The sequence below is a fragment of the Streptomyces sp. NPDC050759 genome (assembly GCF_044456945.1).
Classification (GTDB): domain Bacteria; phylum Actinomycetota; class Actinomycetes; order Streptomycetales; family Streptomycetaceae; genus Streptomyces.
On record NZ_JBITGI010000001.1, the window covers coordinates 171,095 to 185,384 of the forward strand.

At 70.6% G+C, this 14,290-nt stretch carries 12 protein-coding genes and 1 riboswitch; of the genes, 2 read left to right on the forward strand and 10 right to left on the reverse strand.

What is annotated here, in order from left to right:
- Window positions 1-32 precede the first annotated feature (32 nt).
- The 4 genes from ACIBJB_RS00770 to ACIBJB_RS00785 all read right to left on the reverse strand — a co-directional run bounded on the left by ACIBJB_RS00770 (window position 33) and on the right by ACIBJB_RS00785 (window position 4,322).
- The gene (locus ACIBJB_RS00770; protein ID WP_398925097.1) at window positions 33-1,043 is read right to left on the reverse strand and encodes an NlpC/P60 family protein; all 1,011 of its coding nucleotides are present in this window, start codon (window positions 1,041-1,043) and stop codon (window positions 33-35) included.
- A 225-nt stretch (window positions 1,044-1,268) separates the two neighbouring features.
- Window positions 1,269-2,303: an NlpC/P60 family protein gene (locus ACIBJB_RS00775; protein ID WP_311714258.1), complete on the reverse strand. Its 1,035-nt coding sequence runs from the start codon at window positions 2,301-2,303 to the stop codon at window positions 1,269-1,271.
- A gap of 400 nt (window positions 2,304-2,703) precedes the next feature.
- Window positions 2,704-4,047, reverse strand: a complete 1,344-nt coding sequence (locus ACIBJB_RS00780; RefSeq protein ID WP_398925099.1) for an NYN domain-containing protein — start codon at window positions 4,045-4,047, stop codon at window positions 2,704-2,706.
- 35 nt (window positions 4,048-4,082) lie between these two features.
- The gene (locus ACIBJB_RS00785; RefSeq protein WP_020137397.1) at window positions 4,083-4,322 is read right to left on the reverse strand and encodes a hypothetical protein; all 240 of its coding nucleotides are present in this window, start codon (window positions 4,320-4,322) and stop codon (window positions 4,083-4,085) included.
- A 171-nt stretch (window positions 4,323-4,493) separates the two neighbouring features.
- On the opposite strand from ACIBJB_RS00785, the gene ACIBJB_RS00790 reads away from it, so the two are divergent.
- Together ACIBJB_RS00790 and ACIBJB_RS00795 are read left to right on the forward strand one after the other, a co-directional pair.
- A complete protein-coding gene (locus tag ACIBJB_RS00790; protein ID WP_398925101.1) occupies window positions 4,494-5,252 on the forward strand; it encodes a rhomboid family intramembrane serine protease in 759 nt (252 codons plus the stop codon).
- 42 nt (window positions 5,253-5,294) lie between these two features.
- Window positions 5,295-5,576: an Lrp/AsnC family transcriptional regulator gene (locus ACIBJB_RS00795; protein ID WP_057611794.1), complete on the forward strand. Its 282-nt coding sequence runs from the start codon at window positions 5,295-5,297 to the stop codon at window positions 5,574-5,576.
- 3 nt (window positions 5,577-5,579) lie between these two features.
- Here the strand turns inward: ACIBJB_RS00795 and ACIBJB_RS00800 are convergent, their stop codons facing one another.
- The 6 genes from ACIBJB_RS00800 to ACIBJB_RS00825 form a co-directional block, all read right to left on the reverse strand.
- Window positions 5,580-7,742 (reverse strand): PQQ-binding-like beta-propeller repeat protein, encoded by a 2,163-nt coding sequence (locus ACIBJB_RS00800; RefSeq protein WP_398925103.1) that lies wholly within the window; start codon window positions 7,740-7,742, stop codon window positions 5,580-5,582.
- A gap of 68 nt (window positions 7,743-7,810) precedes the next feature.
- Window positions 7,811-9,172 (reverse strand): aminotransferase class V-fold PLP-dependent enzyme, encoded by a 1,362-nt coding sequence (locus ACIBJB_RS00805; RefSeq protein WP_398925105.1) that lies wholly within the window; start codon window positions 9,170-9,172, stop codon window positions 7,811-7,813.
- A 120-nt stretch (window positions 9,173-9,292) separates the two neighbouring features.
- Window positions 9,293-9,409, reverse strand: a riboswitch (SAM riboswitch).
- A gap of 71 nt (window positions 9,410-9,480) precedes the next feature.
- The gene (trpD, locus tag ACIBJB_RS00810; protein ID WP_398925107.1) at window positions 9,481-10,545 is read right to left on the reverse strand and encodes an anthranilate phosphoribosyltransferase; all 1,065 of its coding nucleotides are present in this window, start codon (window positions 10,543-10,545) and stop codon (window positions 9,481-9,483) included.
- Window positions 10,546-10,781: 236 nt separating this feature from the next.
- Complete coding sequence (locus ACIBJB_RS00815; protein ID WP_398925109.1) at window positions 10,782-12,422, reverse strand: cytochrome bc complex cytochrome b subunit; 1,641 nt, start codon at window positions 12,420-12,422, stop codon at window positions 10,782-10,784.
- Entirely contained in the window at window positions 12,419-13,471 is a 1,053-nt protein-coding gene (locus ACIBJB_RS00820; protein WP_398925111.1) for a Rieske 2Fe-2S domain-containing protein, read from the reverse strand. The genes ACIBJB_RS00815 and ACIBJB_RS00820 overlap by 4 nt, the downstream gene beginning before the upstream one ends.
- Window positions 13,468-14,277, reverse strand: coding sequence for a c-type cytochrome (locus ACIBJB_RS00825; RefSeq protein WP_398925113.1), 810 nt, complete (start codon window positions 14,275-14,277; stop codon window positions 13,468-13,470). The genes ACIBJB_RS00820 and ACIBJB_RS00825 overlap by 4 nt, the downstream gene beginning before the upstream one ends.
- Between the last annotated feature and the right edge of the window lie 13 nt (window positions 14,278-14,290).

Below are 14,290 nucleotides of genomic sequence, written 5' to 3' on the forward strand. Positions count from 1 at the left end.
TTCCCGATCGTACGGGTATCGGATGCCGTCGGTCAGGGGCGTGTGACCGTCGCCCCCGGCATCATGCCCACCGGGTCGTAGCGCACCGGGGCGCCGGGATAGGGGGCGTGGACGACCTGACCGTTGCCGACGTACATGCCGACATGGCTGGCGTCGCCCCGGTAGGTGACCAGGTCGCCGGGCATCGCCTGGGAGAGCGGGACCTGGCGGCCGGCGTAGCGCTGGGCCTGGGACGTGCGGGGCAGGGCGACGCCGGCCTGGGCGTAGGCCCACTGCATCAGGCCCGAACAGTCGAAGCCGGTGGGCCCGTTGGCGCCCCACACGTACGGCATGCCGAGCGCGGACTGCGCGGCGGCCACCGCGGCTGCCGCCCGGCCCGAGGGCGCCACCGCACCCGAGAGGTCGGGCAGCCGGCCGGAGCGGGAGGCCCGGTCGTAGGCGGCGCGTTCGTCGGACGGCAGGGAGTTGAGCAGCTCGCGCGCCCTGGCGAGCTTCCTCTCGACGGTCCGCTTGTGGGAGGCGACGGCCTTGCGGCTCTTCTCCAGTTCGCCGAGCTTGTGTGCCGCTTCGCCGCGCTCCTGGGCGAGTTCGCGCATGGCCTCCTGGAGGTCCTTGAGCTCACCCGCCTGGTGGGCGCTGATCCGGTCGAGGACGGCGGCCTTGTCGAGGTACTCGTCCGGGTCGTCGGAGAACAGCAGCGCGAGGGACGGGTCGAGGCCACCGGAGCGGTACTGGGCGCCGGCCAGCGAACCGAGCGCCTCCCGCATGGAGTTGATGCGCTCCTGCTGCCGCGCCATCCTGTCCTGCGCGGTGCTGACCTCCTCGCGCAGCGAATCGGCGCGCTCGTCGGCCTTGTTGTAGGCCTCGGTGGCGTGCTCGGCCTCCTCGTAGAGACGGTCCACCTCGGCCCGGGTGTCGTCGGACGGGGCGGCGACGGCCGGTACGGCGCCGAGCGCGGCGGCCGCCGCGGCCAGCACGGACAGGGCGGCACCGGCGCCCCGGTTGAACCCGGACGTCTGGACAAGGCGGCGATGGGACCCCACGGGAAGCCGCGCTCCTTCCACTGACGGACAGAGACGTTCCCCGGCGAGGGGGAAACGCGGCCGACAGTAGCCCCGCGGCGGAGGCACATCCAACGACCTCCGTGGGCACACAACGTGACACCCCGCCTATGACGCAGGTCATGGGCGGGGTGTGGAGTCAGTTGCGCTGCTCGCAATTCGCCCGAACGGGCGGCGAGTCGTCGCGATCTTGAACGGCCGGGAGGCTCAGATCCGCACGCCGAACTGGAACGGCATGTTGTTGATCGACTCGTAGCGCACGACCGTGCCGGTGCGCGGGGCGTGGATGACCTGGCCGTTGCCCGCGTACAGGGCGACGTGGTGCAGGTCGCCGTAGAAGATGACCAGGTCGCCGACCTTGAGGTCGCTCATGCTGTAGATGCGCGTGCCGGCGTTGGCCTGGGCCTGGGAGGTGCGCGGGATGGTGATGCCGGCCTGGGCGTAGGCCCAGGAGGTCAGGCCCGAGCAGTCGTAGGAGGCGGTGCCGGTGGCGCCGTAGACGTACGGCTTGCCGAGCTGGGTCTGGGCGGCGTTGAAGGCCGCCTGGGCCCGGGCGGAGGACGCGGGGGCGTCACCGAGGTCCACGCGCTCGCTCGCGGAGCGGCTGGCACGGGCGTCGGCGGCGGCGAGGGCGGCCTTCTCGGCGGCCGTCAGCGTGTTGAGGAGCTTCTGCGCCTCGGCGAGCTTGCCCTGAACGGCCTTCTTCTGCTTGGCCAGTTCGGTGCGGGTGCTCGAGAGGTCCTTGAGCTTCTCGGAGGCCTCGGCGCGGTCCTGGGCCAGCTCGCGCTGCTTCTCCTGGATCTTCTTCAGCGCCTCGACCTGCTGGGAGCTGAGCTGGTCCGCGGTGGACGCCTTGTCCAGGTAGTCCTCCGGGTTGGAGGACAGGAAGAGCTGGAGCGAGGAGTCGATGGTGCCGCTGCGGTACTGCGCGGCGGCCGCGAGGCCTATGGAGTCCCGCAGTTCGTTCAGGTCGTCCTGGCCGCGGGCCACGTTGTCCTGGATGGTGGAGATCTCCTTCTGGAGCTTCTCCTGCTTCTCCTTGGCGCCGTTGAGCTTCTCGGTGGCCTGCTCGGCCTGCTCGTACAGGGCGTCGACCTTCGCCTTGACCTCGTCCTTGCTCGGCTTCTCGCTGGGCGCGGCGTTGGCGGCATTGGCACTGAGGGCCACGGCGGCAGCAGCTGCGGTCGTGAGCACGGTCACGCGCGTACGGCTCGGCTGCTTGGGTCGACGGTGGGACGCCACGGAGGTGAACTCCTTCTTTTGAGTGATCACCCGCTTGGAGGTTCGAGCCCAGACCCTAGTGACCTTCCCGTGATCATTCAAATCCTCAGGAGCAAAATCTCGTCACGCCCTGCATTCTTTGCACATAACTCACATGCAGTGAGGTCAACTTGACGCTACGTTGCGTGACGATACGGCCAATTCGGGCACGCTGCGCCTTCCCGGGGGATAACCCCCGGACCCCCAGCAGAAAGACGACTCGGACCACGGGACCGGCACGGGCACCCAGAGCGGCGGACTCTTCGCCCAAGCCTTCGACCGACCCGGCGACGGCGTACCGCGATTCAACCCACCCTCGAAACACTGCCCTTGCCGCCGCTGTCTCGGTCATCCGCGTCACGGCAGCCCCCAACCTCCCGCTTCAGGACAGCCGCTTCAGAAGCACCGCGGAAGCGACCGGCCGCGCCCCCGCCTTGGCGATGCCGTCGGCGACCTCGCGGTCGGTCGAGGCGACGATCACCGGCCGTCCGGGCGGCTCGGCGCGTACCAGCTGGCGGATCAACTCGTCGGCGGTGACGCCCGCCTTGGAGAACAGCACCCGCACCCCGCGCGGCGGCGCGAGCAGCACGGGTGCGGCCAGCTCGGCGCCGTCGAAGACACAGGTCACCTCCGCCCCCGTCTGCGCGGCGAGCTGGGAGAGCTGCCCGAGGAGCCTCAGGCGCTGCTTCTCCAGCGGCATCTGGGGATAGCCGGTCTTGGTGACGTTGTAGCCGTCGACCACCAAGTGCGCCTGGGGCAGGGCGAGAAGCTGGTCCAGGATCGCGGGGTCGTTCTCGGACAGCGCCCGCGCCGCGATGTCCTTCGGGGTCATGCGGCCCGGTTCGACCGCGTCCACCGTCTCGGCGGGCCGCACGGAGACCGGCGGCAACGCCAGCTCCCGCCGCAGCCCCTGGGCCGCGTCCAGAACGGTGTCCAGAAGCAGACGCACGCGCATGTCCTCGACACTGCGCCCCTCCCGCGCCGCTCTGCGCGTGGCCTCCAGGGCGGCCTCCGACTCCCCGAGGCGCGCCTTCAGGCGCCGGGACTCGCTCTCGGCGGCGGACACCTGGGCCTGCCCCTCGGTGCGTACCGTCTCCATCTCGGCCTGCAGCTTGCGCAGGGCCGCCTCACCGCGCTTGACGTCACTGTGTGCCGCGCGCAGTTTGCGGTGAAGCGATTCGGCTTCCTTCTTGGCGGACTCCAGCTCGGTGCGCAGCCGCTCGGTCTCGGCGCGCGTGTGGTCGCGGGCAGCCGTGAGCTCCTCGCGCAGCCGCTCCAGCTCGGCGCGGTTCTCCTCGTCGGCGCGCTCGGCGTCCGCCCGCAGGGCCTCCTCGCCGGCCGCGGTGACCAGCTTGACCCAGCCGGTCGGCCGCAGAACATAGGCCGCGGCCGCCACATCGAGCGGATCCGCGGCCGGGGGCGGGGAACCGGAGTCGAGGGCGCCGGCCAGCTCCGGCTGGCCCTCTCTGAACTTCTCCCCGATCCGCTGGCGGAACAGCGGATCGGTCTCCAGGGCGGCCGCCATGGCGTTGCCCGCGAACTTGGCCCGCCGGTTCGGCGCGAAGCGCGCGTACTGCCTGAGCTGTGCGGGCAGTTCGCCGACGGTCAGCCCGCCGAAGCCCTCCGAGACGATGTGCACGACCCTGCGCCGCACACCGTCGGGCAGCGGACGGTCGAGCACCTCGGCGGCGCCGTCGCCCGGCTCCCCGCCTTGTGTCTCCACCATCCGTCACACCCCATCACTGTGCGGGGCCGGCTCTGTCAGGAGTCGGCGCCCGGCCTGTCCACGAGTTCCACCTGGTCCACGGCGTTGCACCAGCGGCACCGCACCGACTCGATGGTCTCACTGACCACCTCGCGCTCCTCGACCTTCGGCTCTCCGGCCAGGTCGAGGTGGACGTACTCGACGACCTTCGACGAGCGGGTCACGTCGAAGCGCGTGAGGTTGCCGCAGAGGGTGCAGCGCCACCGCGTCGAGGCGGTCGGGAGGGGAACCGTCATCGTGACTGTGCTCTTTCCTACTAGCCATTGTCCGTGACACACCGGCGGCCCGGTGCGTGTGGCTCGTAACCCTAAGGCCTGGCGGGTACTCGCCGCTCGGGCGTCCACAGGGCCTCCCCGACGGCGAGGCGGTCTGTGCGGTTGCGTCCCGTTACGCCATGCTCTGTGTTCGTGATCAGTAACTGGAGGGTGACGGTCGGTGGAGCGTGCAGGTCGCTGTGGGGACCGGCACCGGTCACCTACGGCCTGATCGCGCTGTGCTGTCTGGTCTTCCTGGTCGGCCCCGCCTCGGGTCTCGATCCGGCGTACGGCACCGGGGACGCGGCCCTGGCCGCCCAGCGGGCCTACTTCCACCACTGGGGCGTGGTCCCCGCCGAGCTCTTCGCCGACTCCCCCGGTGCCGCCCTCACCCCGGCCACCGCGCTGTTCGTGCACGGCAGCTGGGTGCATCTGCTGGGCAACATGCTCTTCCTCTACGTCTTCGGGGTGATGACCGAGGAGCGGATGGGCCGGGCGCAGTTCCTCCTCTTCTACGTCGGCTGCGGCTATCTCGCCCTGCTGGGCTACGCGGCCGCCAACGCCGACTCCGAGCAGTCCCTGGTCGGTGCCTCCGGGGCGATCTCGGCGGTCCTCGGCGCGTTCCTGTTCCTGTTCCCCCGGGCCCGGGTGACCAGTCTTCTGCCGTTCCTCTTCTTCCTCCCGCTGCGCTTCCCGGCCTGGGTCGTCCTCCCCTTCTGGGCGGCGCTGCAGTGGCTGGCGGCGGGCCGCGCCTCCGACGGCCCCGGGGTGGCCTATCTGGCCCACCTGGTGGGCTTCGGCCTGGGCCTGGTCTTCGCGTGGGTGCGCTTCGGCCGTAGGACTGCGGTGTCTTCCCGGGGGCCAACCCCCGGACCCCCGGCAGAAAAACCAGGCCGGCCGGACCGCGAGTAGGGTGAGAGCCCTGCCACCGTCCCCCGAGGGAGAGACCCAGCCGTGATCACCGCGATCGTCCTCATCAAGACCAGCGTGGACCGGATCCCCGAGATCGCGGAGCGGATCGCCGCGCTGGAGTCCGTGAGCGAGGTCTTCTCCGTCACGGGCACGTACGACCTGATCGCCATGGTCCGGGTCAAGCAGCACGAGGACCTCGCCGAGGTCATCCCCGGCAGCATCAGCAAGATCCCGGGCGTGGAGGGGACGGACACGCACGTGGCGTTCCGGACCTACTCCCAGCACGACCTGGAGGCCGCGTTCGCGATCGGCCTCGACGGCTAGACCCTAGGAGTCGAGCGCGAGCACGGTGATGCCGTCGGCGGTCGCGACGTACACGCGGGCGTTCCGGACGACCGGCGACTGGGTGCCGACGGAGGCGCCGCCCTCGACGCGCTTCTGCCAGATCTGCTTGCCCTTGCGGTTGACGCCGTAGAGCGTCGAGCCGTGGCGTACGTAGACGGTGTCGCCGAAGACCGTCGGGTTGCTGTACTGGGTTCCGTCGTCGGTGAACTGGAAGGACCACACCGTCGACCCGTCGGCGGGGTTCAGGGCGACGAGTTCGTAGTCGGACGCGGTGACGCCCAGGCCGCCGAAGGGCACGCAGGTGAAGTAGCGGCTGCCGTACACCTTGTCGTTGGTCGTATTCCACAGCGGCTTGCCCTTGCGGCCGATGCCGTGCAGCATCTGCTCGCCGCCCGATCCGACCACCAGCGTGTCGCCGACCAGCGCCGGCCGCCCGGTGTCGAGGCCGGCCGCCGTCGCCCAGAGCCGTTTGCCGGTCTTCGCGTCCAGCGCCTGCACCTGGTCCCCGAACGTGCCGACGTAGACCACCCCGTCGGCCACCATGGGCTCACCGGTGGGCGCAGGACCGGTCGGCGTGGACCAGCGGACGCTGCCGTCGGGGGCGTAGGCCCGCACCCCGCCCGCGTCCGAGCCGTCGCCGTAGGACACCAGGATCAGTTGTCCCGCGGTGACCAGGAACTGGCTGTTCGAGGCGAACGCCCTGGTCCAGCGGACCTTGCCGCCGCGGCCGAGCGCGCAGAGCTTGGAGGCGCCCTCCTGGTCGTCCTCCAGCAGGCAGTACACGCCCTGCGCGGTGGCGAGCGGGGACATGGCCTCGCCGCCCAGCGCGGTGTGCCAGACGGTCCGCCCGTCCAGGTCCAGCGCGTGCAGCGAGCCGTCCGCGCCGCCGACGTACACCCGCGTGCCGTCGGGCGAGAGGGCGGCGCAGGGGCCGCGCCGCCCGCCGAGCCCCTGCACCTTGTACTGCCAGCCCGTCGCGGGCGTGCCCGTCACGGACCCCGTACCGGTCGCCCCGGCCCCCCTCACGCCCGTCGCGGAGCCGTCCGAGGAGTCCCGCAGCCACAGCCACCCGCCCGCACCGCCGGCCGCCACGACCCCGGCGCCGCCCACCGCGGCCCGCAGCAGCCGGCGCCGGGACGGCGGAGCGGGCGTCGGTGGGACATGGGTGACCGCGGGGACGTCCGTGACGGTCACGGGCGCCACGTACTCGACGCGGCTCTCCCGCTCCCCCGAGTCGTGCCCGGGGACCCAGCGCGCACCGCTCCGCGCGGCCTCGGGCTCCTTCGCGGCACCGGGGCCGTACCATCCCGCCCGCAGTCCCTCGCGCAGCGATCCCGCGGTGTGCCCCGCGGCCGCGACCAGCTCCGCGGGCGTCGGCCGCGCGCCGGGCTCGTCCCGCAGACACGCCTCCACCAGCGGCAGTTGTTCCTCCGGTACGGCGGACAGGTCGACGTCCCCGGTCAGGATCCGCAGCAGAACGACCGAATCCTGCCCCTCGCCGAAGGGTTCCTTGCCGCCGGACGCGTACGCGAGGACCGCGCCCAGGGAGAAGACGTCACTGGCCGGCACCACCTGGGCGCCGTTGCGGATCTGCTCGGGCGAGAGATAGCCGACCGACCCGACGACCACGCCGGTCCGGGTCAGTGCCGTGCCCTCCAGAGCCCTGACGATCCCGAAGTCGATGACCCTGGGCCCGTCCGGCGAGAGCAGGATGTTGGAGGGCTTGAGGTCCCGGTGCACCAGCCCCTTGGCGTGGATCGCGGCGAGCGCCTCGGCGAGCGCGGCCGCCAGCAGCCGTACCGCGTCCGCGGGCAACGGTCCCCGGTCGAGCACCGCGTCCCGCAGGTTGGGCCCCGCCACGAACTCGGTCGCCATCCACGGCCGCGCGGCCTCGGTGTCCGCGTCCACGACCCGCGCGGTGTACGTGCCCGCCCCGCCGACGGTCTGCGCGGCCCGCACCTCGTGCCGGAACCGGGCGCGGAAGGTGCGGTCCTCGGCGTGCTCGGCCCGTACGACCTTCACGGCCAGCCGCAGCCCGCCCCGCGCCTCGGCGAGATACACCTCGCCCATGCCGCCGGACCCGAGTCTGCCCAGGACCTGGTAGGGCCCGATGGTCCGCGGGTCCGTCTCACGCAGCTCCTGCACCCCGTGCTCCCCCTGCTTTCCGTACGGCCGCTCAGGGGGAGCGTATACGCGCGCCGGACGCCGGTACGTCAGACGGCCGGGACGCAGCGGCCGTCCTCGGTGCGGTACGTCCACTTCGCACCGTCCTCGACCAGTTCCTTCACGGCCCGCACGAACCGCTCCACGTGCTCGTCCGGTGTGCCCGCGCCGAAGCTCACCCGGATCGCGTTGAGCGACTTCTCGCCGGGCGCGGCCTCGGGGGCGCCGCACTCGCCCTGGGACTGCGGGTCGCTGCCGAGGAGGGTGCGGACGAGGGGGTGGGCGCAGAAGAGGCCGTCGCGGACGCCGATGCCGTACTCGGCGGAGAGGGCGGCGGCGAAGTGGGAGCTGTTCCAGCCCTCGACGACGAAGGAGAGCACGCCGACGCGGGGGGCGTCGTCGCCGAAGAGCGAGAGCACGCGGACCTCGGGGACCTCGGCGAGGCCCGCCCGCACCTTCTCGATCAGGTGCTGCTCGCGGGCGACCAGGGTGTCGAAGCCGGCCTCGGTGAGCGCCCGGCAGGCGGAGGCGATGGAGTAGGCGCCGATGACGTTCGGCGAGCCGGCCTCGTGGCGGGCGGCGCTCTCGTGCCACTCCACGTCCACTCCCCCGTCCTCGCGCCGTGTGACCTTGCGGCTGGCGCCGCCGCCCGCGAGGTAGGGATCCGCGGCCTGCAGCCAGTCGGCGCGGCCGGCCAGGACGCCCGAGCCGAAGGGGGCGTAGAGCTTGTGGCCGGAGAAGGCGACCCAGTCGACGTCGAGGTCACGGACGCTCAGCGGGTGGTGCGGGGCCAGCTGGGCCGCGTCGAGCACGATGCGGGCGCCGTGGGAGTGAGCGGCCGCCGCAAGCTCCCGTACGGGCCACAGCTCACCGGTGACGTTGGAGGCACCGGTGACGCAGACCAGGGCCGGGCCCTGGGGGTCGCGGTCGGCGAGGGCCTTCTCCAGGGTCTCGACGGCCTGCCGCGGGGTGCGCGGCGCGTCGAGGTAGGTGACGCGGGCGTCCTGCCACGGCAGCAGCGAGGCGTGGTGCTCGGTCTCGAAGACGAAGACCTGGCAGTCGGCGGGGAGGGCGGCGGCGAGGAGGTTGAGCGAGTCGGTGGTCGACCGGGTGAAGACCAGCTGGTCGTCGTCGCGGCAGTCGAGGAACTCGGTGACGGTCCTGCGGGCGTTCTCGAAGAGGTCGGTCGACAGCTGCGAGAGGTAGCCGGCGCCGCGGTGCACGCTGCCGTAGTAGGGCGCGTAGGCCGCCACGTCGTCCCAGACCCGCTGGAGGGCGGGGGCGCTGGCCGCGTAGTCGAGGGCCGCGTAGGTGACCTCGCCGCCGGTGACGAGCGGGACGGTGACATCCCGGCCCAGAACGGGCAGCTGGGCACAAATGGTCCGGGCGGGGGCAGCGGTGGAGACAGACATGGGGAACTCCCGTGACAAGAAAGGTGAGATGGGTGTGCGGAGGCGGGGCTCGGCGCCCTATCGCATTCGCTTGCTCACGGAAGACTCCCTCGAATGACCAGGACCCCTGGTTTCGAGAGGGGCCCGCGCTTGCCGTAGACCTCGCTGCCTACGGCCTGGTCTTCACCCGGGGCACCCCGCCACGGACGGAGGGTTGCCGGACAGTCGGCCGGGGCCTCATGACTGTCACTCATGACCTGGTTCAGAAACGTACGTGAGGTGATCGCGGTCCCGCAACCCGTGTCCGGATGACGGGACCGCGATGCCCGCTACGCGTTGCTCGCGGCCACCCAGCGATCCAACGTGCGCCTGGCGGACCCGGAGTCGATCGACTCGGCGGCCCTCGTCATCGCGGCGCCGATCTGCTCGGCCAGCGTCCCCGAACCCGGGTCCAGCGCCACCAGCGCCGCCGCCGAGTTCAGCAGTACGGCGTCCCGGACCGGGCCCTTCTCGCCGTCCAGCAGCCGCCGCGCGACCTCCGCGTTGTACGACGGGTCCGCGCCCCGCAGTGCCTCCACCGGGACCAGCTCGAGGCCGACGTCCCGCGGGTCGAAGCTCTGCTCGGTGACCTTGCCGTCGCGCACGACCCACACCCGGGACGTGGACGTCGTGGTCAGCTCGTCGAAACCGTCGTCGCCGCGGAAGACGAGGGAGGAGTTGCCCCGCTCGGCCAGGACGCCGGCGATGAGCGGCGCCAGGCGGGGGTCGGCGACGCCCACGGCCTGCGCCTTCACCTTGGCCGGGTTGGTCAGCGGACCGAGCGCGTTGAAGGTGGTCCGGATCCCCAACTGCCCTCGTGCGGCGGCCACATGACGCAGCGCCGGGTGGAACTTGATCGCGAAGCAGAAGGTGATCCCGGCCTCCTCGGCCACCTCGGCCACCCGCTTCGGCGTCAGCTCCAGATTGACACCGAGCTTCTCCAGGACATCCGAGGCGCCGGAGGCGGAGGAGGCGGCCCGGTTGCCGTGCTTGACGACCTTCGCGCCGGTGCCGGCGATGACGATCGCCGACATCGTGGAGATGTTCACCGTCTTCGCCCCGTCGCCGCCCGTGCCGACGATGTCGACGGTCCGGCCCGGCACCTCGATGACGTTCGCGTGCTCGTACATCGTCCGGACGAGCCCGGTGATCTCCTGGACGGTCTCGCCCTTGGCGCGCAACGCCACCGCGAACCCGGCGATCTGCGCGTCCGTGGCCTCGCCGCGCATGATCAGGTCCATCGCCCACGCGGTGTCGTCGGCGGAGAGGTCACGGCCGTCCAGCAGGCCGTTGAGCAGAGCGGGCCAGGAACGGCCCGCCGCGGTGTCGCCTCCAGCGGGGGTCACAGCGCTCATGGGGCCGCTCCAGATGTCGTAGAACAAGGTGCTCCCACCCTATCCAGCCCAGGGCACGGCAAAGGGCCCCGTCCGGTGTTCGGACGGGGCCCTTCACCTCGGCCCCTCCGCCTGGGGGCGCGGGGAACTGCGCGACCAGCCCCCACCGACCCGCACCCGCCCCTCCTCGTGGCACGGCGAAGGGCCCGTCCGGGGTGTCGGACGGGCCCTTCTACCGCGCGTGGCGAGCGCAGCGATCAGTGGTGGCCGTGGCCGCTCGTGATCTCCTTGTACTCCTCGACGGTGGGCTTGGGGATCTGGGACTCCTCGCCGTAGTACGCCTCGCTCAGCTTGGCGCGCAGCTTCTCGGAGCCCTTCACCTTGCGCTCGACGCCGTTCTCGTCGACCGTGGCACCGATCGCGGCCGGCTCGTACTGCTCGTGCGCCGTGAGCGTGTGCAGCTGTTCCTGGCTGAGCGGCTCGTGCACCTCGATGAACTCACCGTGCGGCAGGCGCTTGATGATGCCGGACTCGCGGCCGTGCAGCACCTTCTCCCTGTCGCGGCGCTGGAGGCCGAGGCAGATCCGCTTGGTGGCGATGAACGCGAGGACCGGGGCGACGAAGAACGCGACCCGGACGAACCAGGTGATGGAGTTGATCGAAAGGTGGAAGTGGGTGGCGATCAGGTCGTTGCCACCACCGATCAGCAGCACCATGTACCAGGTGATCCACGCGACACCGAAGGCCGTACGGGTCGGGGCGTTGCGCGGGCGGTCCAGGATGTGGTGCTCGCGCTTGTCCCCGGTGACCCAGGACTCGATGAACGGGTAGACCGCGATCGCGACCAGGACCAGCGGGAAGATCATCAGCGGGATGAACACGCCCAGGACGAGCGTGTGACCCCAGAAGTTGATCTCCCAGCCCGGCATGACACGGATCAGGCCCTCGGAGAAGCCCATGTACCAGTCCGGCTGGGCGCCCGTGGACACCTGGTCGGGACGGTAGGGGCCCATCGCCCAGATCGGGTTGATGGAGGCGATCGCCGCGATGGCCGCGATGACGCCGAAGACCAGGAAGAAGAAGCCTCCGGCCTTGGCCATGTAGACCGGCAGCAGCGGCATGCCGACGACGTTGTTGTTCGTCTTTCCGGGACCCGCGAACTGCGTGTGCTTGTGATAGAAGACCAGGATCAGGTGGCCGACGACCAGGCCGAGCATGATGCCCGGCAGCAGCAGCACGTGGATCGAGTAGAAGCGGGCCACGAAGTCGCCGCCCGGGAACTCGCCGCCGAAGAGGAAGAACGACAGGTACGTGCCGACGATCGGCACGGACAGGATCGCGCCCTCCATGAAGCGGACACCGGTGCCGGAGAGCAGGTCGTCCGGGAGCGAGTAGCCGGTGAAGCCGGTGAACATGCCCAGGACGAACAGCAGGAAGCCGAACAGCCAGTTGACCTCACGCGGCTTGCGGAACGCGCCCGTGAAGAACACGCGCATCATGTGCACGAACATGCCGGCGAGGAAGATCAGCGCCGCCCAGTGGTGGATCTGCCGGATCAGCAGACCACCGCGCACATCGAAGGAGATGTGCATGGTCGAGTTGAACGCCTCGGACATCAGCTGTCCCTGCAGCGGGACGTAACTGCCGTGGTACTCCACCTCGTTCATCGACGGGTGGAAGAACAGCGTCAGGTACACACCCGTGAGGATGATGATGATGAAGCTGTAGAGGCAGACCTCACCCAACATGAACGACCAGTGGTCGGGGAAGATCTTGCGCATGTTGGACTTGGCCAGGGAGTAGATCCCCAGCCGGCCGTCGGCCCAGTCGGCGACGCGCTCGCCGGCGGGTGCCTTCTCGCGCGAGCGCGAGTCCGTGGTGGTCGTCTCAGTGCTCATCCGCGCTCCCAGAATGCAGGACCGACGGGCTCCTCGAAGTCGCCGAGCGCTTCGAGGTAACCCTGGTCGTTCACGCCGATGCGCAGCTGCGGCAGGGCGTGACCGGCGGGGCCGAAGATCACCCGGGCACCGTCGGAGAGGTCGAAGGTGGACTGGTGGCAGGGGCAGAGCACGTGGTGCGTCTGCTGCTCGTACAGGGAGATCGGGCAACCGACGTGGGTGCAGATCTTCGAGTACGCGACGATCCCCTCGTGCGACCACTCGAGCTCGCGCTTGTCCTTGATGTTGTCCGGCTGGATGCGGACGATCATCAGGGCGGCCTTGGCGATCTCGGTCTGGAACTCCTCGTCGTGCTCCTCCAGGCCCTCGGGCTTGGCGAAGGTCAGCGAGCCGACCGCGACGTCGGAGGGACGCAGCGGCTGGTTGGTGTTCATGTTGACGAGCTGGAGGCCCTTGCGCCACATGGTGTGGCGGAGCTTGGTGCCGGGCAGCGGGCCGAGGTCGCGCAGCAGCATGACGCCGGAGAGCGGGAACAGGGCCAGCGCGCCGAACATCGTGTTGCGGATCAGCTTGCGACGGCCGAGCGCCGATTCCTTGGCGCCCTGCTTGAAGTCCGCGTGGACCTTCGAACGGACCTCGGGGGACGCCTCGATCGGGTGGCGCTCGTCGGCGATCTCCTCGTCGGACATCAGGGTGCGGGCCCAGTGGACCGCACCCGCGCCGATCGAGAAGAGGGCGAGACCGAGCGTCAGGCCCAGCGCGAAGTTCAGCGCGTTGATGTGACCGATCGGGAAGACGAAGACCGTCTTGTCGTGGGGGATGCCCACGTACGAGGCGATGAACCCGACGGTGGCCAGCATCGACACCGTGAACAGCATGGCCACCGTGCGCTCGGACCGCCTGGCGGCCCGCTCGTCGATGTCCTGCACCCGGTGCTCGTGGGGCGGGAGGCCGGGGTCCGCGAAGGGGTTCTTCTCGTCCGCGACGCCTACCGCGCCGTGCGCGTCCTGCTCTGCGGGCAGGTTCTCTGGAATGTCTTGGCTACTCATGACTTCTTGGCCTTTGCGGTCCGAGCGGCGACCCAGACGGCGACCGCGATCAGCGCGCCGAGGCCGAAGATCCAGGCGAACAGGCCCTCGGAGACCGGGCCGAGACCGCCCAGCTCAAGGCCGCCGGGGCTCACGCTGTCGTCACCGTTGACCGCGTTCAGGTACGCGATGATGTCCTTCTTGTTCTGCTCCGACAGCGTGCTGTCGGGGAAGGACGGCATGTTCTGCGGGCCGGTCTGCATGGCCTCGTAGATGTGCTTCGCGGAGACACCCTCGAGGTCCGGTGCGAACTTGCCGTGCGTGAGCGCGCCACCCTTGCCGGTGAAATTGTGGCACTGCGCGCAGTTGGTACGGAACAGTTCGCCACCCTTGGCGATGTCGGCACCGTCGGGGCCGTACTGCACGGTGGTCGGGATGCTCGGACCAGCGCCCAGCGAGGCGACGTACGCGGCCAGCTGGTCGATCTCGGCCTGCGTGTAGATGACCTTCTTGCGCGGAACCTGCGCGCCCGGCTGCTGGGCCGGCATACGGCCGGTGCCGACCTGGAAGTCGACGGCCGCGGCGCCCACGCCCACCAGGCTCGGACCGTCGGAGGACCCCTGACCGCCGGTGCCGTGGCAACTGGCGCAGCCTACGGCGAAGAGCTTCTTGCCCTCGTCGATGGCCAGGGACTGGGCGGTTTCATCTGCCTGCGCCTTGCTCGCGGGTGCGAACACGGCGTACAGCCCCCCGGTGCATGCCAGCGCGAGGAGTAGGACGACGAGCGCCGCCAGCGGATGGCGTCGTCGTGCGGAGAGCTTTTTCACGGATTACCCCGGT